General features: G+C 68.7%; 15 protein-coding genes, 1 tRNA gene and 1 pseudogene. 9 read left to right on the forward strand and 8 right to left on the reverse strand.

The window, feature by feature from the left end:
• Window positions 1-60 precede the first annotated feature (60 nt).
• From ACFJI2_RS08165 to ACFJI2_RS08175, 3 genes and pseudogenes are all read left to right on the forward strand, one after another.
• Window positions 61-2,073: a TonB-dependent receptor plug domain-containing protein gene (locus ACFJI2_RS08165; RefSeq protein WP_377704549.1), complete on the forward strand. Its 2,013-nt coding sequence runs from the start codon at window positions 61-63 to the stop codon at window positions 2,071-2,073.
• Between the two features lie 2 nt (window positions 2,074-2,075).
• Entirely contained in the window at window positions 2,076-2,597 is a 522-nt protein-coding gene (locus tag ACFJI2_RS08170) for a YfiR family protein (protein WP_377704550.1), read from the forward strand.
• Between the two features lie 116 nt (window positions 2,598-2,713).
• A pseudogene (locus ACFJI2_RS08175) lies at window positions 2,714-4,342 on the forward strand (putative bifunctional diguanylate cyclase/phosphodiesterase); the annotation flags it as partial.
• An 88-nt stretch (window positions 4,343-4,430) separates the two neighbouring features.
• On the opposite strand, the gene ACFJI2_RS08180 reads toward ACFJI2_RS08175, so the two are convergent.
• From ACFJI2_RS08180 to fdnG, 7 genes are all read right to left on the reverse strand, one after another.
• A tRNA-Sec gene (locus ACFJI2_RS08180) sits at window positions 4,431-4,526 on the reverse strand.
• Window positions 4,480-6,483, reverse strand: coding sequence for a selenocysteine-specific translation elongation factor (gene selB, locus ACFJI2_RS08185; protein WP_377704551.1), 2,004 nt, complete (start codon window positions 6,481-6,483; stop codon window positions 4,480-4,482). Before selB ends, ACFJI2_RS08180 begins: the two co-directional genes overlap by 47 nt.
• The gene (gene selA, locus ACFJI2_RS08190; RefSeq protein WP_377704552.1) at window positions 6,480-8,021 is read right to left on the reverse strand and encodes an L-seryl-tRNA(Sec) selenium transferase; all 1,542 of its coding nucleotides are present in this window, start codon (window positions 8,019-8,021) and stop codon (window positions 6,480-6,482) included. Before selA ends, selB begins: the two co-directional genes overlap by 4 nt.
• Window positions 8,018-9,073: a formate dehydrogenase accessory protein FdhE gene (locus tag ACFJI2_RS08195; protein WP_377704553.1), complete on the reverse strand. Its 1,056-nt coding sequence runs from the start codon at window positions 9,071-9,073 to the stop codon at window positions 8,018-8,020. Before ACFJI2_RS08195 ends, selA begins: the two co-directional genes overlap by 4 nt.
• A 49-nt stretch (window positions 9,074-9,122) precedes the next feature.
• Window positions 9,123-9,767, reverse strand: coding sequence for a formate dehydrogenase subunit gamma (locus ACFJI2_RS08200; RefSeq protein WP_107872021.1), 645 nt, complete (start codon window positions 9,765-9,767; stop codon window positions 9,123-9,125).
• Entirely contained in the window at window positions 9,754-10,677 is a 924-nt protein-coding gene (gene fdxH / locus ACFJI2_RS08205; protein WP_377704554.1) for a formate dehydrogenase subunit beta, read from the reverse strand. Before fdxH ends, ACFJI2_RS08200 begins: the two co-directional genes overlap by 14 nt.
• 10 nt (window positions 10,678-10,687) lie before the next feature.
• Complete coding sequence (fdnG, locus tag ACFJI2_RS08210; RefSeq protein ID WP_377704555.1) at window positions 10,688-13,759, reverse strand: formate dehydrogenase-N subunit alpha; 3,072 nt, start codon at window positions 13,757-13,759, stop codon at window positions 10,688-10,690.
• 136 nt (window positions 13,760-13,895) lie between these two features.
• On the opposite strand from fdnG, the gene ACFJI2_RS08215 reads away from it, so the two are divergent.
• Together ACFJI2_RS08215 and fdhD are read left to right on the forward strand one after the other, a co-directional pair.
• Window positions 13,896-14,438, forward strand: a complete 543-nt coding sequence (locus ACFJI2_RS08215) for a protein tyrosine phosphatase family protein (RefSeq protein WP_377704556.1) — start codon at window positions 13,896-13,898, stop codon at window positions 14,436-14,438.
• A 45-nt stretch (window positions 14,439-14,483) separates the two neighbouring features.
• Window positions 14,484-15,305, forward strand: a complete 822-nt coding sequence (gene fdhD / locus ACFJI2_RS08220) for a formate dehydrogenase accessory sulfurtransferase FdhD (RefSeq protein WP_377704557.1) — start codon at window positions 14,484-14,486, stop codon at window positions 15,303-15,305.
• A gap of 1 nt (window position 15,306) precedes the next feature.
• Here fdhD and ACFJI2_RS08225 read toward each other — a convergent pair whose 3' ends face one another.
• Window positions 15,307-16,740, reverse strand: a complete 1,434-nt coding sequence (locus ACFJI2_RS08225) for a PLP-dependent aminotransferase family protein (RefSeq protein ID WP_377704558.1) — start codon at window positions 16,738-16,740, stop codon at window positions 15,307-15,309.
• A gap of 145 nt (window positions 16,741-16,885) precedes the next feature.
• On the opposite strand from ACFJI2_RS08225, the gene ACFJI2_RS08230 reads away from it, so the two are divergent.
• The 4 genes from ACFJI2_RS08230 (at window position 16,886) to ACFJI2_RS08245 (ending at window position 19,773) form a co-directional block, all read left to right on the forward strand.
• Window positions 16,886-17,326 carry a carboxymuconolactone decarboxylase family protein gene (locus tag ACFJI2_RS08230; protein ID WP_107872033.1) on the forward strand — a complete coding sequence of 147 codons (441 nt, stop codon included), beginning with the start codon at window positions 16,886-16,888 and terminating at the stop codon, window positions 17,324-17,326.
• Window positions 17,327-17,337: 11 nt separating this feature from the next.
• On the forward strand, window positions 17,338-17,766 hold the full coding sequence (locus tag ACFJI2_RS08235) for a cupin domain-containing protein (RefSeq protein ID WP_377704559.1): 429 nt from the start codon (window positions 17,338-17,340) through the stop codon (window positions 17,764-17,766).
• A gap of 76 nt (window positions 17,767-17,842) precedes the next feature.
• Window positions 17,843-19,105, forward strand: coding sequence for an MFS transporter (locus tag ACFJI2_RS08240; protein WP_377704560.1), 1,263 nt, complete (start codon window positions 17,843-17,845; stop codon window positions 19,103-19,105).
• A complete protein-coding gene (locus ACFJI2_RS08245) occupies window positions 19,102-19,773 on the forward strand; it encodes a helix-turn-helix transcriptional regulator (RefSeq protein ID WP_377704561.1) in 672 nt (223 codons plus the stop codon). The genes ACFJI2_RS08240 and ACFJI2_RS08245 overlap by 4 nt, the downstream gene beginning before the upstream one ends.
• Window positions 19,774-19,844 lie beyond the last annotated feature (71 nt).

The following is a 19,844-nucleotide window of genomic DNA, read 5'->3' on the forward strand; positions in this document are numbered from 1 at the left end:
GCGGTACTATCTGTATCGACTTGCGGCTGCCTTGCCTGCTTCAACCTACTAAAACAATTAATGATACCGCCGCTTTCCCATGCGTTCCGCCACTCGTGGCGCTGCGCCCTCGTGCTGGCCGCCGGCACGCTCCCCGCGTGGGCCGGCCAGGTGTCGCTCGACAGCGGCAGTAAAGAATTGGCAGCTTTGCCGCTTGAGCAATTGGTGGCATTGCAAGTCACGTCCGCCTCGCGCTTTTCGCAATCGGTCGCCGACGCGCCGTCCGCCGTGGTGGTGCTCACCGCGCAGGACATCCGCGACTTCGGCTGGCGCACGCTGGCCGACGCGCTGGCCTCGCTGCCTGGCCTGTACGTCAACAACGACCGCAATTATTCCTATGTCGGCGCGCGCGGCTTCCTGCGCCCGGGCGACTACGACAGCCGCTTCCTGCTGCTGGTGGACGGCGTGCGCACCAACGACAGCGTGTACGACCAGGCCAGCATCGGCAGCGAGGGCTTGCTGGACATGGACCTGGTGCAGCGCATCGAATACGTGCCCGGCCCCGGCTCGGCGGTGTACGGCTCCAACGCGCTGTTCGGCGTGATCAATGTGATCACCAAATCGGGCAGCGCCATGGCCGGCCCGCAGGCGGCCGTCTCGGCCGGCAGCTACGGCGAGCGCGGCGCGCGCGCCAGCTACGGCTGGCACGGGCAGGACGGCACCGACTGGCTGCTGGCGGCCAGCAGCAGCCGGCGCGACGGCCAGGACCTGTACTTCCCCGAGTATGCGGCCGAGCACGGCGGCGTGGCCCGTGGCCTGGACTTCGACCGCGCGCACCGCTTGTTCGGCAAGGCCGCGCGCGGCCCATGGACGGTGTCGGCCGGCTACGTGGCGCGCACCAAGGGCGTACCGACCGGCTCCTTCGGCGCGCTGTTCGACATGCCCAACCAGACGCGCGACACGCAGGCCTTCGCCAAAGCGGCCCTGGCGCTGCCGCTGGCCAGCGGCGTGGACCTGTCCGCGCTGGCCCACTGGGGCCGCGCCGACTACCAGGGCATAGGCTTCTATCCCGGCGAATCCGGCCAGGCGCAAGTGAACGTGGACGGCGACCATGCGGCCTGGTACGGCGCCAGCGCGCAGCTCACGCTGAGCGGCGTGGCAGGCCACACCATCGTGGCCGGCGTGGACTTGCAGCGCAACGCGCGGCGCGACCAGTTCAGCTACTACCGCGAACCCTACCAGCAACTGCTGGACGACCAGCGCAGCGACGGGCGCAGCGGCGTGTTCGTGCAGGATGAATGGCGCGTGATGCCCGGCCTGCTGCTCAACGCCGGCCTGCGCTACGACAGGGACAGCCACGCCGGCGGCCAGGTCAACCCGCGCCTGGCATTGATGTACCGCGCCACGCAGGACGATACCGTCAAGCTCATTTACGGCACCGCCTACCGCGCGCCGAACGCCTATGAACTGTATTACACCTCTCCCGGCGATGGCGGGCAGCAGGCCAATCCGGCGTTGTCGGCCGAGCATATCAGCACGCGCGAACTGATCTTCGAGCGCCGCCTGGACGCCAGCGGCCTGGCGCGCCTGTCGCTGTTCAATTACCGCATGCGCGGCCTGATCTCGCAGGAAGCGCAGCCGGACAGCGGCCTGCTGATGTTCGCCAATATCGACCGCGCGGTGGCCAGCGGCGCCGAACTGGCGTACGAGCGCCAGTTCGCGCACGGCCTGCGGCTGCGGGCCAGCTTCACCATGCAGCATGCGGATGACGGCAACAAGGATCAGCTGGTCAATTCCCCGCGGCGCCTGGCCAAGCTCAACCTGGCCTTGCCGGTCCCCGCGCTGAAGGCGCGCCTGGGCGCCGAACTGCAATGCGGCTCGGCGCGCCTGACGCAGAACAGCAGGGTAGGCGGCCATTGCGTCAGCAACCTGCTGGCCACCAGCACGCGCTGGCTGCCGCACACCGAGCTGTCGCTGGCGCTGTACAACGCATTCAACGCGCGTTATGCCGACCCGGCCGGCCCGGTGTTCGTGCAGGAAGCGCTGGCGCGCCAGAGCCGCACGGTGGCGGCCAAACTGGCGTACGGGTTCTGACCATGCGCGCCGCTTGCCGCTCCGCCCTGCTGTGCGCTTTGTTGGCGCTGGCGCCGCAGTGCCGCGCCGACGTGCAGGAAGTGCAGAACAGCGCGCTGAAGGCGGCCTATATCTACAACATCGCCATGTTTACCAACTGGCCGCCGGCGCCGCCCGGTGCGGCCGTGGACCGGCCTTTCGCGGTCTGCGCGCGGCCCTCGCTGCCGCTGTGGGACAGCCTGCGCCAGCTCGAGGGCAAGCTGGTAAACGGCCGCAACTGGACCATGTACGACGCCGGCGCCGGCACGGTCCCGCGCAGTTGCGACATCACGGTCTTCACGGCGGAGCTGGGCCAGGCCCGTCCCGCCGACGGCAGCGGCACGCTGTTCGTGGCCGACGGCGTGAGCCCCGGGAAGTATGCGGGCGCCGTCGCGCTGGTGGACGAGGACCGCCATGTGCGCTTCGACGTGGACACGCGCGAGGCCGCGCGCCTCGGCCTGAAGTTCAGTTCGCGCCTGCTGCGCATGGCGAGGAATGTATGGTAAACCGCCGCCGCAGGAAAGCCGACCGCCTGACCCTGACCAGCATGCTGGGCGCGGGCCAGCTGATGGCCGCCGTGGCGGCGCTGGCGATCGCGGGCGTGGTGCTGCTGGTGTACCAGATGCTGTCGCTGTACCAGGCGCTGAACAGCGAGACGCGGGTGCAGGCCGCCATCGTGGCCGACAATCTGGCCGCGCCGCTGATGTTCCGCGACCGCGATGCGGCCGCCGATACGCTGCGCGCGCTGCGCTCGGCGCCGTATTTCCGCTGGGTGGCGGTGTACGACCAGAACGGCCTGCTGTTCGCGCATTACAGCGTGAACGGGCTGCCTCCCGTCACCGGGCGCGGCGCCCTGGACTGGCTGCACAGCGCGCAGGAGTCGGCGCCGGTCCAGTATCGCGGCGCGCCGCTGGGCAAGGTGGTGCTGGTGCACGGCACCGGCGGCATCCGCGAGGCGATGGCGCACTATCTCGGCCTGCTGGTGCTGGCTTCCTTCGGGGCGCTGCTGCTGGCGCAGCTGCTGGCGCGGCGCACGCGCGCGCGCGTGGTGGCGGCCGAGCGCGAACTCGATTACCTGGCCCATACCGACCAGGTGACGGCGCTGCCGAACCGGCGCGCCAGCTACGGCCTGCTGGAGGAAGCGATCGCGGAGCGCAGCGCGGACGGCGGCCGCCTGGCGCTGCTGCTGATCGACCTGGACAACTTCAAGGTGGTGAACGATACGGCCGGGCACAGCGCGGGCGACGACCTGCTGCGCCAGGTGGCCGGCGTGCTGCGCGCGGTGATGGAAGGCAGCGGCACCGTGGGCCGCATCGGCGGCGACGAGTTTGCCATCGTGGTGCCGGCGGTGGCGGACCGCGCCACGGCGCGCGCGCTGGCCGACAAGGTGACGGCGGCGCTGCGGCTGCCGTTCCAGGTCGGCGGCAGCGAGCTGTTCGCCACGGCCAGCGTGGGCCTGTGCCTGTTCCCGGACGACGCCGGCAACATGGGCGAACTGGTGAGCCGGGCCGACACGGCGCTGTACCACGCCAAGCATACTGGCCGCAACCGGCTGGCCGAGTTCGTGCCCGCGATGACGCTGCAGACCCAGCGCCGCACGCAGCTGGAACGCGACCTGCGCCGTGCGCTGGAGAGCGGCGAGCTGCAGCTGCACTACCAGCCGCAGTTCGACTGCGCCACCGAGCGCATGGTGGGCGCCGAGGCGCTGCTGCGCTGGCACCACGCCGAGCATGGCTTCATTTCGCCGGCCGAGTTCATCCCGGTGGCCGAGGACAGCGGCTTGATCGTGGCGCTGGGACGCTGGGTGCTCGAGCGCGCCTGCGCCGACGCGGTGGCGTGGCAATGGCCGGGCGGGCAGCCGGTCAGCGTGGCGGTCAACGTGTCGGCGCGCCAGCTGCGCGAGCGCGGCTTCCTGGACGAGGTGGTGGGCGCGTTGCGCGACAGCGGCCTGCCGGCGGCGCTGCTGGAACTGGAACTGACCGAGAGCGTGCTGATGGAGGACGTGGAGTCGGCCGTGCAGTTCATGCGCGACGCGCGCGCGCTCGGCGTGCGCCTGTCGATCGACGATTTCGGCACCGGCTATTCGTCGCTGGCCTATCTGCAGTCCTTCCCCATCAACCAGCTCAAGATCGACCGCAGCTTCCTGCAGTCGCTGCCGGGCGAGGGCAGCACCATCGTCAGCGCGGTGATCTCGCTGGCGCAGGACTTCAACCTGACCGTGGTGGCGGAGGGCGTGGAGAACCGCGAGCAGCTTGAATGGCTGCAGCGCGCGGGCTGCACCTATGCGCAGGGCTATCTGCTGGGCAGGCCGATGCCGGCTGCGGCGCTGCTGGAGGCGATGGCGGAAGGCAGAAAGAGTCGAACTTACAGAGGAGCGGCTGACGCCCCTCACCGGGTTTGAAGCCCGGCCCCGTCACCGGACGGGAATGCCTTCCTTGGGCGTACCAGATGCGTGTTGCGCACGCGGCGAGTATAGCCGACGCGGTCGAAAAATTCCAACAGCTGCACGGCGCGCTTGCGTCCCAGGCCGGCCGCGTCGCGGAAGGTGGCCGCCTGCGCGTCCTGCAGTTCCGCGACGATGCGGGCCAGCTCGGCCAGCGGCTCGGGGTGGTAGAACAGGTCGGGCACCACCTGGCTGACGGCGCCGGCGCGCGCCAGCTTGCGCAGCAGGCGGCGCACCTCGTCTTCCGGCACCTCCAGCGTGGCGGCCAGGCTGCGCACCCAGGGCGGATCGTAGCGGCCGGCCAGCAGCTCGGGCAGCAATCGGTCCGCCAGCGCCTGGTCGGCGGCGCCCAGCTCCACGCTGTGGCCGGGCAGGTGCAGCGCGTTGCCGTGGCGGAGGACGGCGCCTTGCGCCAGCAGGGCCGCCATGGCGTGGCTCCACAGCGCGTCTTCACTGTCCGGACTGGCGATGCGCTTCAGGCGCCACGGATCGGGACCGGTTTCGTCCGGCGAACCGGCGTGGAATTCGGCCAGGGCGGCCAGGGCATGCTGCTGCAGCCCGGCCAGCGCGGAGTCGGTCACCAGCAGTTCGTCGCCGCCGTGTAGCGGGATGCGCTGCACGCCGGGCGGCAGCGTGACGCGCGCCGGCGGCAGCTGCGACAGGCGCACCAGCGCGCTCATGGCCAGGCCGTTCGGGCTGCAGGCCAGCAGCGTAGCGATGTCGCCCCCGCCGGCGCCGGCGCTGCGGCCGACGGCGGCGTCGCCGGCGGCATCACCCGTGTTGCGCTCGCCGTCCCGCGCGACGCCCGAGAAGGCGGCCAGCGCGGCCAGCCAGCCCAGGCGCGCGGCGCTGCGGCGCTTGCGGGCGGCGCCGAAGGGATCGAGTACGGCGCCGCCGCCTATGGTGTGCGTGGCCTGGGCGTTGCGGACCACGAAGCGGTCGCCGGGAACGGCGTGCAGCTCCTGTTCAAACACCAGCTGCACGCGCGCGCTCTCGCCGGGGCGCACGCTCTCCCTGTCCAGCGGCACCACGTTGGCGGTGTGGTGCGCTGCGCCCAAGTGGACGTGCACCGGCGACCAGGCTTGCAGCACGGCGCCGCTGTCCTGCAGCAGCGTCAGCTCGGCGTCGATACGGGTGGAACAGGCGGCCAGCGCCGGCGCGACCACCCAGCTGCCGCGCGCAATGTCTTCGCGCCCGGCGCCGGCCAGGTTGAGCGCCAGGCGCTGGCCCGCGCGGCCTGCGCCGGCGGCGCGGTTCTGCGCGTGGATGCTGCGCACGCGCACTTGCTGCCCGCCCGGCGCCAGCACCAGCGTGTCGCCTACCGCCACGCTGCCCGCAAGGGCCGTGCCTGTGACGACCGTGCCCTGGCCGGTCAGGGTGAACACACGGTCCACGCCCAGGCGGAACAGGCGCTGTTCGTCGCGCGCCGGCAGCGCGCGGGAGGCGGCGGTGAGATGGAGCCGCAGCGCCGCCACGCCCGCGTCGCCCGGCACGGTGGCGGCGGTGGGGAACACCGGGCTGCCGGCAAGGGCGGTGTCTTGCAGCAGGCGGGCGATGTCGGCCTGCAGTTCCTGCAAGCGCTCCGGCGTCACGCGGTCGGCCTTGTTCAGCGCCACCGCGCCATGCCGCACGCCGAGCAGGCGCAGGATGGCGAGGTGCTCCAGCGTCTGCGGCATGATGCCGTCGTCGGCCGCGATGACCAGCAGCGCGAAGTCGATGCCGGTGATGCCTGCGGCCATGGTGCGGATGAATTTTTCGTGGCCGGGCACGTCGATGATGCCGAGGATGTCGCCGTGACCATCCTCTTCCAGCGGCACGTAGGCGTAGCCCAGCTCGATCGAGATGCCGCGTTCCTTCTCTTCCTTCAGGCGGTCCGTGTCCACGCCCGTGAGCGCGCGCGTGAGGGCGGTCTTGCCATGGTCGATATGGCCTGCGGTGCCGACGATCATGGCGATAGCAGCGGTAACTGATGGACGAAAAGATCGAGCTGCTCGTCTTCCAGGCAGCGCAGGTCCAGCCATAGCATGTCGTCGGCGATGCGGCCGACGACGGGGCGCGGCAGCGCGCGCAGGCGCCTTTCCAGCGTGCCGAGCGGATCGCCGCCAGCCTTGGCGGACGCGCGGCTGGCGCGCACCGGGCGCACCGCCAGGCCGTGGCTGGGCAACTGGTTCACCGGCAGGGCGCCGCTGCCGATCTGGCTCAGCATCGGTTCGGAGGTCACGGTGTAGGCCTCGCCCAGCGCGCGCTGGAGCTGCGGCTCGAGCACCTGCGCCAACGCGCGCATGGCGGCGGGGGGGCGCGTAAGCAGGCGCAGGGTGGTCAGGCGCTCGGGCAGCAGGTCGGGTGCGCGGTACAAGGCCAGCACGGGCTCCAGCGCGGCCAGCGTGAGTTTGCCGACGCGCAGGGCGCGCTTGAGCGGGTTGCGCTTGATGGCGGCGACCAGGTCGGCGCGGCCGGCGATGATGCCGCATTGCGGACCGCCGAGCAGCTTGTCGCCGCTGAAGGTCACCAGGTCGGCGCCGGCCGCGATGGTTTCACGCACCGTGGTCTCGTGCGGCAGGCCGTACTGTTCCAGGTCCACCAGCGTGCCGCTGCCGAGGTCCACTGCCACGGGAACCTTGTGGCTGCGCGCCAGCGGCACCAGCTCGGGCAGGCCGACGGCCTTGGTGTAGCCGGTGATGGCGTAATTGCTGCAGTGGACCTTCATCAGCAAGGCTGTGTCGGCGGCGATGGCGTCGCCGTAGTCGGCCAGGTGGGTGCGGTTGGTGCTGCCCACTTCGCGCAGCGTCGCGCCCGCGCGGGCCATGATGTCCGGAATGCGGAAGGCGCCGCCGATTTCCACCAGCTCGCCGCGCGAGACGATCACTTCGCGGCCCGTGGCGAAGGTGTTCAGCATCAGCAGCACGGCGGCTGCGTTGTTGTTGACCACCGTGGCGGCTTCCGCGCCGGTGAGTTCGCGCAGCAGTTCCTCCACGAGGTTGTCGCGGTCGCCGCGCTTGCCGGTGTCGAGGTCCCATTCGAGATTGACGGGCCAGCGCAGTGCTTCGGCCACGGCTTGCACGGCGCTGTCGGGCAGCAGGGCGCGGCCGAGATTGGTATGCAGCACGGTGCCGCTAAGGTTGAAAACAGGCAGCAGGGCGGGGCGGTTGCTGCGCTCCAGGCGGCCGGCCAGTTGCGCGATGACGGAGGCAGTGGCACTAGCGGCGGCATCGGCAGCGGAAGCGGCATCGGCATCGGCATCGGGGGCGGCAGCATCGGCAACGGCGGCATCGGCTGCCGCGCCTACAGCGCCTGCACCGGTGCCCGCATCGGATGCACCCAGCGAGCAGGCGCGCAATTCGGCGAGCAGGGCGCGCAGGGCGGCGGTCGTTTGCTCGCGGCCGTATCGGGCGAGCAGCGGCTGGCAGGCGGCGTCGCCCAGGACGCGGTGCACCGCAGGCAGGCGGACCATGCGGGCGGCGGCCTTGCCGGTGGCGGGGGCGCTCATTCGGAGCCGAACCACAGCAAGGGGTTGACGCTGCCGCGCGTGTAGCCGGCTTCCGTCACCAGCAGGTCCAGCGCCAGGCTGGCCAGGTCGTCTGCCAGCGGTTCGACCAGGAAGTCGTGCTCCTGGTTGAAGATCTTGCGGTAGCTGTGGCAGTCCTCGCAGGTTTCGGCGCGGGCCACGCGGGACGGGTCCTGGGCCTTGTTGGCGGGGGCGGGCGCGTCGCTGCTGCTGCTGCTGCTGCTGCTGCTGCCGCTGCTGCTGCCGTCCGCGCCGGCGCCGGACGGCGTGAGGCCCTGGTAGGCAATGCGGGCATTCTTCTCGCAGCAGCTGCACTTGACGCGCACCATGTGCCATTCGCTGGCGCAGATGGCGCAGTGCAGGTAGCGGTAGCCTTGCGCCTGGCCGCCGATGCGGATGACGCTGGCCACCGGGTGCGAGCCGCACACGGGACACAGGGTGCCGGTAACGGGCGGCTGGACGCGGTTGGCGTCGAGCTGGCTGGCGTGCGCGGTCCACAGCACCTGCAGGGCGGCGGCGACGAAGGGCGCGTGCAAGGGGTTGATGCCTTCGCCGATTTCGGCCAGCACGGCATCCGCGCAGCCTTCCAGCTCGGCTTCGGGCAGGATGCGCAGGCTGGCCAGCACGGCGGCCAGTTGCGGCTGGCCGGCGCTTGCCGCGTCCAGCTGGTCCAGCAGGGCGAGGTAGATGGCGCGCCATCCGGCAGGGCGCGGACCGGATACCGGCAGCGGCGGCATATTGTGGGCCAGCGCAGTTTCGATGGCGTCGGTGGACGGCAGCGGCGGCATTGCGGGGCCGGAGCCGGGCCGCGCGGTGGCGACGGCCGCTTGCGCGTCGGCGACGGCAGCCATCAGGTGCAGATAGCCGTGCAGGGAATCGGGAGCGGGAATGCCGGGCACGCCTCCGTCCGCGAGTTGGCGCAGGCGGGCGGCGCGGGCGGGGAAGAGTACGCCCGGCTGCGGCAACACCAGGCGCGGCATGCTGTTGTGGTCCAGCGATTCGATCTCGCCGGGGGACAGAAGGCGTTGTACCAAGTAAGTCCTCTCGTCTGCTTATGTTAACTCATTCTTAATCCATTCTAATCTAGTCCCGCTGCCGGCGCGCCATTTCCTCGAACCAGCGCCGGTGGTGCTTGCGCGCCCAGCCATAGGTCACCGTGCCGCGCACCATGGCGCCGACGGAACCCTTGACCCAGAAGCCCGCATACACATGGATCACGATCGAGACAATAATAACGAAGGCGCAGAACGCGTGTAGCAGCGCTGCGAAGCGCACCAGGCCGATGGGGAAGTAGAGCGAGAAGTACTCGCGCCAGATGACGATGCCGGACAACACCAGCGCCACCATGCAGGCGATCAGCACGAAGAACAGTACCTTCTGCCCCGCGTTGTAGCGCCCCACCGGAGGGACTTTCTCCTCGTGCAGCGTCATCACGTCCGTGGCGCCCTTCAGCCACTCCCTGTCGCCCGGCTCGAAGCGGTTGTGGTGCCAGAAGCGCGCCACCAGCAGGCCGAAGGACACCGCCATCACCACCCCGATGAAGGGGTGCAGGATGCGCGTCCACTGCCCGCCGCCCAGGAACACCGCCATCCACGCGGTGGCCGGGTGGAACATCGCCAGCCCGGACACGGCCAGCAGCACGAAGCAGATCGCCGTGATCCAGTGATTGCTGCGCTCATTCGCGTTATACCGTTCGATCAGCGGATTGCCGTCCTTATCGCGTCTCATGGGGGCTCTCCTTGATGCGGTTGGCCTCGTGCAGCGCCTCCGCTTCCTCTTCCCGGCTCACTTCGTTCGGACCCACGCGGCTGTAGTGGAACCATCCGGCCAGCGCGGTGACGGCGATGCCGGCCAGCGCGAGCGGCTTGGTCAGCCCCTTCCACAGTCCCACCATGGGGCTGATGGACGGATCGGCCGGCAGGTTGTGGTACAGGCCGGGCCGGTCCGCATGGTGCAGCACGTACATCACGTGCGTGCCGCCCACGCCGGCCGGGTTGTACAGGCCCGCCTGCGCAAAGCCGCGCGACTTCAGGTCGTCGATGCGTTCCTCGGCGTGCAGCTTCATGTCCTCCTTGGTGCCGAACACGATGGCGCCGGTGGGGCAGGTCTTCACGCAGGCCGGTTCCTGGCCTACGGCCACCCGGTCCGAGCACAGCGTGCACTTGTAGGCGCGGTTGTCCATCTTGGAAATGCGCGGCACGTCGAACGGGCAGCCCGCCACGCAGTAGCCGCAGCCGATGCAGTTCTCCTGGTGGAAGTCCACGATGCCGTTGGTGTACTGCACGATAGCGCCCGGCGCCGGGCAGGCCTTCAGGCAGCCCGGGTCTTCGCAGTGCATGCAGCCGTCCTTGCGGATCAGCCATTCCAGGTTGCCGTCCTTTTCCTCGTGCTCGGTAAAGCGCATCACGGTCCAGGACTGCGGCGTGAGGTCGCGCGGGTTGTCGTATTCGCCGTTGGTGTCGCCCACGTCGTCGCGCAGGTCGTTCCACTCCATGCAGGCGGTCTGGCAAGCCTTGCAGCCTATGCACTTCGAGACGTCGATCAGCTTGGCCACGGTCCCGGTGACGGGAGCGCGCGCCACGGGCTGCTGCACCGTGGTGGCCGACATGCGCTTGATATCCAATGATTGCAGTGCCATGCCGGTTCTCCTAAGCTTTCTCGACCTTCACCAGGAAGGACTTGTACTCCGGCGTCTGGGTGTTCGCGTCCCCCACCGACGGCGTGAGCGTGTTGATCAGATAGCCGGGCCGGGTCAGGCCCTTGAAGCCGAAGTGCAGCGGCAGCCCCACGGTATGGGTCTTCTTGCCCTCGATGGTGAGCGCCTTGATGCGCTTGGTGACCACCGCCTTGGCGAAAATCGCGCCGCGCTTGGACGACACCTTCACCTGCGCGCCGTTGGCCACGCCGATTTCCCTGGCCAGGTCCTCGCCGATTTCCACGAACTGCTCCGGCTGGATGATGGCGTTCAGGCGAGCGTGCTTGGTCCAGAAGTGGAAGTGCTCGGTGAGCCGGTAGCTGGTGGCCACGTGCGGGAAGTCCTCGTGCTTGCCCAGCTTTTCGCGGTCGCCCTTGAACATGCGTGCCGCCGGATTGCTGGTGGCGCGCGGGTTCTTCGGATGCAGCGGGTTGTAGCCGAGCGGATTCTCGAGCGGCTCGTAGTGCTCGGGGAAGGGGCCTTCGCCCATGCCGGCCCGCGCAAAGAAGCGCGCCACGCCCTCTGCCAGCATGATGAACGGCCCCATGCCGTTCTCCGGCGGCTCGTCCAGCTTGAAGTCCGGCACGTCCGCGCCGCCCCAGGCGCTGCCGTTCCAGGCCACCAGCTTGCGGGTCGGATCGAACGGCTTGCCCTTGGTGTCGGCCGAGGCGCGGTTGTACAGCACGCGGCGGTTGGCCGGCCATGCCCAGGCCCAGTTCAGCGTCTGGCCGATGCCGGTCGGGTCGCTATTGTCGCGCCGCCCCATCTGGTTGCCGGCCTGGGTCCAGCAGCCGGCGAAGATCCAGCAGCCGCAGGACGTGGAACCGTCGTCGCGCAGCTGCGCGAAGCCGGCCAGCTGCTCGCCCTTCTTCGCCAGCACCTTGGTGGCGTCCTTGGGATCGGTCACGTCGCCCAGCGCCTTGCCGTTGTACTCCATCGCCAGTTCTTCGGGCGTGGGGCTGAACGGCTGGGCGTACGGCCAGGTCAGGTTGACGATGGGATCGGGGTATTTGCCGCCGTCGGCTTGGTACATCTTGCGCATGCGCAGGAAGATGCCGGACATGATTTCCAGGTCGCTGCGCGTCTGCCACGGCGGCTCGGCGCCTTGCCAGTGCCATTGCAGCACGCGCGACGAACTCACCAGCGAGCCGCGCTCCTCGGCAAAGCAGGTGGTGGGCAGGCGGAACACCTCGGTCTGGATCTGCGCCGGGTCCACCTTGTGGAAGTCGCCGTGCGGCTTCCAGAACTCGGCCGTCTCCACCGCCAGCGGGTCCATCACCACCAGGAACTTGAGCTTGGACAGCGCTTCCGTCACCTTCTGCTTGTCCGGCGCGGACGCCAGCACGTTGAAGCCCTGGCAGATGTAGCCGTTCATTTTCCCCTGATGCATCAGGTCGAACGCCTGCAGCAGGTCGTAGGGCTTGTCCAGCTTGGGCAGGTAGTCGTAGGCCCAGTTGTTCTCGGCCGTGGCCGCGGCGCCCCACCAGGCCTTCATCAGGCTCACGTGGAATTTGCGGTAATTGCTCCAGTAGCTCAGCTGGTTCGGCCGCAGCGGCTTCAGCGCGCGCGCGTCGATGTAGCCTTCCAGGTCCTGTTCCGGCTCGTTCGGCAGCGTCATGTAGCCGGGCAGCAGATTGGTCATCAGCCCCAGGTCCGTCAGGCCCTGGATGTTGGAGTGGCCGCGCAGCGCGTTCATGCCGCCGCCCGCAATGCCGATATTCCCCAGCAGGAGCTGCATCATGGCGCCCAGGCGCAGCGTCTGCGCGCCGGTGGAATGCTGCGTCCAGCCCAGCGCGTAGAGAATGGTGCCGGCGCGGCCCGGAACGGCGGTGGATGCCAGCATGTCCGCCACCTTCTGGAACTTGTCCTTGGGGACGCCGCACACGCGCTCCACCAGCTCGGGCGTGTAGCGCGAGTAGTGGGTCTTCATCAGCTGGTACACGCAGCGCGGGTGCTGCAAGGTGGGATCGACTTTGGCAAAGCCATCCTCGCCCTTCTCATAGTCCCAGCTGGACTTGTCGGCGTACTTGCCGGTGGCCTCGTCGTAGCCCGAATACAGGCCGTCGTTCAGCGCGAAGTCCTCGCGCACGATGAAGGGCATGTCGGTGTAGTTCACCACGTACTCGCGCTGGATCTTGTCCGTCGTGAGCAGGTAGTTGATCACCGCGCCCAGGAACACGATGTCCGTGCCGGTGCGGGTGGCCACGTAATGGTCGGCTACCGAAGCGGTGCGGGTAAAGCGCGGATCGACCACGATCAGCTGCGCCTTGCGGTGCGCCTTGGCCTCGGTCACCCATTTGAAGCCGCAAGGGTGGGCCTCGGCTGCGTTGCCGCCCATGACAAGGATGACATCAGCATTGCGGATATCGACCCAGTGATTCGTCATCGCTCCACGGCCAAACGTCGGGGCAAGACCTGCCACCGTCGGACCATGTCATACACGCGCCTGGTTATCGAATGCCAGCATGCCGAGACTGCGCATGGTTTTGTGGGTCAGGTAGCCGACCTCGTTGCTGGAGGCGGATGCCGCCAGCATGCCGGTCGAGAGCCACCGGTTCACCGTTTTGCCGTCCGCGGTTTTCTCGATGAAGTTGGCGTCGCGGTCGGCCTTCATCAGCTTGGCGATGCGGTCCAGCGCATCGTCCCACGACAGCTGCTTCCATTCCGACGAGCCCGGCGCGCGGTATTCGGGCACCTTGAGGCGGTGCGGGCTCTGGATGAAGTCGATCAGGCTGGCGCCTTTTGGGCACAGGGTGCCGCGGTTGACGGGGTGGTCGGCGTCGCCCTCGATGTGGATGATGCGCGACGCCGCGTTTTTCGCGCCGTCGCCCAGTCCGTACATCAGGATGCCGCAGCCTACCGAGCAGTAGGGACAGGTGTTACGGGTTTCGGTGGTGCGCAATAGCTTGTATTGCCGCACTTCGGCGAGCGCCGCGGTGGGGGCAAAACCGAGCGCTGCAATGCTCGACGTTGCCAGGGTGGCGCCAGTAACCCGCAGGAACTGGCGCCGCGACATCTGGTGCATATCTGCCTCCATCATCGTCCTGAATGTCTGAATAGTGTAGCACCTTGACAAGAATCAAATGCAAGTGAAATTGTATCTCGGATGTATCTGTTGCATTTGTGGCATGATGTGGTTTTTTCCGGGGCAGGGCGGTCGCATGCGTATCGATACACTTTTGGGCGGGCTGTTGATCGCGATTGCGGCGCTGGTCGCGGCGCCGGCGCGTGCGGAGGCGCCAAGCATCCAGGCGCCGAACGTGGTGGTGATCTCGCCGGCCATCGTCACCTCCGGCCAGCCGACGGCCGGCTCGCTGGCGGGGCTGGCGGCGCAGGGCTTCAAGGCCGTCATCTACCTCGCGCCCCCGACCGTCCCCGACGCCGTGGCCGACGAGGGGGAGATTGTGCGCCGCCAAGGGCTGGAGTTCATCAACATCCCCATCCAGTTCGGCCAGCCGACCGACGCCGACTTCGAGCAGTTTGCCGAAGCGATGAGCCGCCTGCAGGGCCAGAAAGTGCTGGTGCACTGCCAGGTCAACATGCGCGCATCGACCATGACGTTCCTGTACCGCGTGATCAAGGCGCACGAAGCGCCCGAGCAGGCTTACCAGTCGGTGGCGCGGGTCTGGTCGCCCGAAGGTCCGTGGAAGCGCCTGCTGGTCTCGCAACTGCAAAAGGCAGGCATCGCGTTCGAGCCGTACTGATAATCAGACAAACTGACAATCTGACGACTGTGGCATGATGGCGCGATGAATACTCTACCGGACGACGCACTGCCGACTTCTTCCCGCCACAGCGTGCGGCGGCTTGCGCGCGGCGAGCGGGCGGATGGGATGGACGACCTGGCCGAGGAAGTGCCGGTGGCGCTGGAGTACAACGGCATTTCACACGCGGTGATGATGGCCACGCCGGCCGACCTGGAAGACTTCGCGCTGGGCTTCTCGCTGTCCGAAGGCATCCTGGACGACGCGGGCGAATGCTACGGCATCGACATCGAGCAGGCCTGCGGCGGCGTGACGGTCAAGCTGGACGTGTCCGCGCGCGCGTTCGCGCAGCTCAAGGAGCGGCGCCGCAGCCTGAGCGGGCGCACCGGCTGCGGCCTGTGCGGCGTGGACAGCCTGGACCAGGTCTACCGCACCTTGCCGGCGCTGGCGCCCGACCGCGTGCTTACCGCAGCCGGCATCAGTGCGGCGCTGGCGGCGCTGGGCGGCGCGCAGCCTTTATCGCGCCTCACCGGCGCGGCCCACGCCGCCGCGTGGTGCGGCCCGGACGGCGGTCTGCAAGCCGTGTTCGAAGACGTGGGGCGCCACAACGCGCTCGACAAACTGATCGGGATGATGGCGCGCCGCCGCATCGATACGGCGACCGGCTTTGCGCTCATCACCAGCCGCGCCAGCGTGGAGATGGTGCAGAAGGCGGCGATGGCGCGCATGTCCGCGCTGGTGGCGATTTCGGCGCCGACCGCCGCCGCCGTGCGGCTGGCCGAGAGCTGCGGCCTGACCCTGGTCGCTTTCGCGCGCGGCGGCAATTTCGTCTGCTACGCCAACCCCACCGTGGCCTTGTTCGGCTGACCTATCCCATTTCAACCAGGATGTCCCGCACGCGGGTGAGGGCGGGTTCGATGTCCAGCGTGTCGATGGCGCCGTAGCCGAGGAACAGCCCTTGCTGCGGCGGCTGGTCGGCGTAGAAGTTGGCCAGCGAGTACAGGCCGACGTCGGTGCGCCGCGCGAGGCGCAGCAGCAGTTCGATATCGACTTCCTTGCGGCACAGCGCTGCCAGGTGGAAGCCCGCTTCGGACGGCACCACTTCAAACCACGGCGCCAGCAGCGCGGCGAACAGCGTTTGCAGGCGCTCGCGGCGCGTGGCGTAGATATCGTGGCAGCGGCGGATGTGCTTCTGCAGGTAGCCGTCGCCGATGAACTTGGCCAGCGCGTGCTGGTTCATGGTGTTGGTGTGCCAGTCTGTGAGGTGCTTGACCGTCAGCGTGGCGTTGACCAGCGGCTCGGGCAGCACCATGTAGCCCAGCCGCAGTTCCGGCAGCATCACCTTCGAGAACGTGCCCACGAAGACCACGATGCCTTCGCTGTCCATGCATTGCAGCGAGTCCGTGGGCCGGCCTTCGTAGCGGAACTCGCTGTCGTAATCGTCCTCGATGATGATGGCGCCGATGTCGCGCGCACGGGCGAGCAGGGCGCGGCGGCGCGCCACGCTCATCGGCATCCCGAGCGGGAACTGGTGCGCGGGCGTGACGTAGATCAGGCGTGCGGTGTCCGGTATGCGGTCCACCAGCATGCCTTCGCCATCCACCGGCACGCCCACCACCTGCGCCCCCTGGCTGGCGAACAGGCCGCGCGCGGCCGGGTAGCCGGGGTCTTCGACGGCCACCACGCAGCCCGGCTCCAGCAGCACGCGGCCCAGCAGATCCAGCGCCTGCTGGGCGCCGTTGGTCACCACCAGGCTGGCCGGCGTGCAGACCACGCCGCGCGCGAAGGCGATGTGGCGCGCGATGGCTTCGCGCAGCACGGGCAGGCCCTCCGCCTCGCCGTAGCGGCCGCGCAGCGCCGGGTCCTGGCGCAAAGCGTACAGAAGGCAGCGGCGCCATTCATCCATCGGAAAATGGCCGGGCGTGGCGCAGCCGCCGATGAATTCATAGCGCGAGCGGCCTTCGGGCAGCGGGTGGCGCAGCGGCGTGGCCATGCTGTCCCACTTGCGCACGATGTCCGCGCTGGCCAGCCCGCTGCGCTCCACGCGCTGCGCGCGCGGCGCAGCGGGCGCCTGCACGAAGCTGCCCGCGCCCACTCGGCCAACTACCAGCTTGTCCAGCGTCAGCCGGCCGTAGGCCTCGGCCACTGTCTTGCGCGACAGGCCTAGCCGCTCGGCCAGCAGGCGGGTAGGGGGCAGCTGCTGGCCCGCCGCCAGCCTGCCGCTGCGGATCGCGTCCGACAACTGGCGGTATAACTGCCCGGTAAGGTCCTTGCGGCCTTCGATAACGATATGGAGTTCCATGGTTTGCAAGGCTGCCCGGATTCGGCGGGCTTGGCAAGGGATTGGACTCTTGGCGTGCCAAATTTGCCCGGAATTGGACTCCTGATGGCCCCGAATTGGCTCCTACAATGGCTGCACTAACCCATCCATTTGAAGGAGCAGCAACATGAAAGCACGTATCGATTTCTACACCGCCAACCCGGACGCACTGAAAGCCATGATCGCCCTCGAAGTGGCGGTCGGCAAGCTGGGCCTGGAGCCGACGCTGGTCGAACTGATCAAGCTGCGCGCCTCGCAAATCAACGGCTGCGCCTTTTGCGTGGACATGCACACCAGCGACATGCGCAAGGCCGGCGAGACCGAGCGCCGCATCAGCGGCCTGGTGGTATGGGAAGAGACGCCATTCTTCACGCCCCGCGAGCGCGCCGCCATCGCCTGGACCGAAGCGCTGACCCGCATCGCCGACACGCGCGCGCCGGACGCGGCCTACGCCGAACTGGCCGAGCACTTCACGCCGGCCGAAATGGTGGCCGTGACGATGGCGATCAACACCATCAACAGCTGGAACCGCCTGGCCATCGGCTTCCGCAAAATGCCCACCCTGTAAGGAGCGCCGCCATGCTACGCAAGATATCAGCCATGGCGGCGCTTGCCGCCGCCGCATTGTCCCTGCCGCCGGGCGCGGGCGCCCACGAAGGCCACACGGGGCAGGATGGCGCCACGGGCCAGGAAGCGCGCAGCATCCTGCAGCGCCTGCCGCTGCCGGATGCGCCCGGCAAGCACGGCGTACTGCTGACGGTGACCTATGCGCCGGGCCAGGCGTCCAATCCGCACCGCCATCCCGGCTCCGTGTTCGCCTACGTGCTGGAAGGCGAGGTGGTCTCGCAACTGGCCGACGGCAAGCCCGTCACCTACAAGCAGGGCGACTCCTGGTACGAAACGCCGCTGATCGCACACGCCGTCTCGCGCAACGCCAGCGCCACCAAGCCGGCCAGGCTGCTGGTCTACATGATGCTGGGCGAGGGAGACCAACCTACTATCCCCTAGATAAATAAACGATTTAGTTTACTTATCTGGGCCGTGCCGGTATATTGGCGGAACTTTAGCAACCCCGAGATCCACCATGAAAAATGCGCTGCTGATTGCCGCCGCCTGCCTGCTGGCCCTGCTGTCCACCATCGGGGCCTCGCTCCCGTACCCCATCTTGCCGCCGCTGTTCGCGTCCGGCGCCGTATCCGGCCTGAACCAGTTCCTCGGCCTGCCGCCCAAGCTGCTGTTCAGCGTCGCGGTGATGATCAACCCGCTTGGCCTGCTGATCGGCTCCACCGTGCTGGGCGCGCTGTCGGACCGCTACGGCCGCCGGCCGGTGCTGCTGGCTACCGGCCTTGGCGCGGCGGCAGGCCATGCGCTGACGGCCGGCGCCATGCTGCTGGAATCGTATCCACTGTTCCTGGCGGCCCGCTTCGCCACCGGCCTCCTGGAAGGCAATGGCGCGGTGGCGCGCGCCATGCTGGCCGAGCGGCTGGAAGGCCCGTTGCGCAATCGCGCCATCGGCTGGCTGAACGGCGCCTTCCACTTCGGCTGGCTGGCCGGCCCGCTGCTGGGCGGCCTGACGGTCGGCTACGGCTTGACGGTGCCGTTCTGGATCGCGGCCGGCGCGCTGCTGGCCGTGGCGCTGGTGGTGATGGCGGTGCTGCCGCGCGAAACCCCGTCCACGCTTACCACCTCGTGGTGGCAGGTGGCGCGCGACCGCCATTCGCTTAACCTGCTCAAGCACGCCGAGCTGCGCACGCTGTTCAAGATCCAGCTGGCCGTCACCTGCGGCGTGACGGCGTTTTACGAGTTCTATCCCTTGTGGCTGGTGGAAATCGGGCGCTACGACGCGCAGGGCATTGCCGCCATCAACGTCGGCCTGTGCGGCCTGATGACGCTGTCCTCCTTGTTCTCGGGCCGCCCCAGCGCCACCGCGCCGCTCAAGCGCGCCGCATTGCATGCGTTCGGCATCGCTTGCGCCGTGGGCCTGGTCGGGCTGGGCAACCTGTGGGTGGGCCTGGTCGGCATCGTGCTGTTCGGCCTGCCGAACTCCTTCTACAATGCGGTGGTGCAGAACTGGGCAGCCGACCGCTTCGGCGCGCACGGGCAGGGTGCCGTCATGGGACTGCTGTCGACGACTTTCTGCCTGGCGAATATACTGATGGCGCTTGCCGGCGCGGTGCTCACGCTGATCGACACCCGCCTGGTGCTGCTGCTGGGCGCGGCGCTGAGCGCCGCCGCTGCCTGGCATTTGCAGGCATGGCGCCTGCGGCTGCCCGCCGCCGGCCCGATGGTTGCCCCGATAGCTGCCCCGATAGCCGCCCCGATGAATCTGACCAAATCGCCCGAATGAACACTGCCGACCATGTACTTTTCCTGCTCAAGACGCGCGGCCCGCAAACCGCGCAGAAGCTGGCCGAGCTGCTCGACCTGACCTCCATGGGCGCGCGCCGGCAGCTGGAGTCGGCGCAGGAAAAGGGCCTGGTGGCTTTCGAGGACGTCGCCGACAAGGTGGGCCGGCCGTCGCGCCGCTGGCACCTGACCGAGGCCGGCCACGCGCGCTTCCCGGACCGCCACGCCGACCTTACGCTGCAGATGATCCAGCAGGTGCGCGCGCTGTTCGGCGAGGCGGGCCTGGACAAGCTGATCGCCGCGCGCGAGCAGGAGAGCGAGGCTGCCTACCGGGCGGTGCTGGACGCCGCCGCGCCGCCGGCCGAGGCCTTGCCCGGCGCCGAAGCGGCGGTGCGTGCCGATGCCCTGGCCGGCCGCGTGCGTGCGCTGGCCCAGGCGCGCGACGCCGAAGGCTATATGGCGGAGGCCGAGGCGCAGCCCGACGGCAGCCACTTGCTGATTGAAAACCACTGCCCCATCTGCGCCGCCGCCACCAGTTGCCAGGGTTTTTGCCGCTCGGAGCTGCAAGTGTTCCAACGCGTGCTGGGCGATGGCTGCCAGGTGGAGCGCGCCGAGCATTTGCTGTCCGGCGCACGCCGTTGCGTGTATGTGATACGGCCGCTCGTGTGAATGGCCAGCAAGTTGTCGAGTGACACTATCGGTTGCAGCGGGTATAATATCTATTTACCAAATTGCAATCT

Origin of the sequence: Pseudoduganella sp. UC29_71, assembly GCF_042693265.1 — a bacterium.
GTDB lineage: Bacteria > Pseudomonadota > Gammaproteobacteria > Burkholderiales > Burkholderiaceae_D > Rugamonas.